The organism is Halobellus sp. Atlit-38R, assembly GCF_003665925.1.
Lineage (GTDB): Archaea > Halobacteriota > Halobacteria > Halobacteriales > Haloferacaceae > Haloquadratum > Haloquadratum inordinatus.
On sequence record NZ_QXIJ01000329.1, the window covers coordinates 1 to 457 of the forward strand.

Genomic DNA, 457 nt, shown 5'->3' on the forward strand with positions numbered 1-457 from the left:
CGGTTCCTCTCGGGGCTGGCGATCCTCTTCGTGTCGTTCGGACTGGAGGCGGTGCTCGGCGTCTGATGTCGTCGGGAGGTATTTAGGTGACATCTCCATAGCTCGGATCATGCCTGAGCCGACTGAGGATACTCCGGCGAGCGTCGAGGCGCGGAAGGACGCGTGGCGCCGAACGCTCCAAGAGATGGAGTCGATCGCATCGGACCTCCAAGCAGAGGGGTGGGAGACCGTCGCGATTCCGGGCGGCCACGCCGCGCCCGAAGTCCCCGACGTCGGCGAAGAGGGGCGGTTCGGCTTCGTTCACGTGATTCCCGGCAACTACGAGTCGGCGTTCCGAGAGGCGTTCGAAGCGGGCGGCTTCGAGCGCTACGACGTGTTCCACCGGGAGATCGGCGGGAAAGTGTTCTTCCTCGTTCAGCTGCTCGACGCACCCTCCCAGAACGCCATCTTGCTTGCC

The 457-nt window shown here is 64.8% G+C and carries 1 pseudogene; it reads left to right on the forward strand.

Features of this window, described 5'->3' with window-relative positions:
* Window positions 1-109: 109 nt before the first annotated feature.
* Window positions 110-457, forward strand: a pseudogene (locus D3D02_RS19665) (hypothetical protein); the annotation flags it as partial.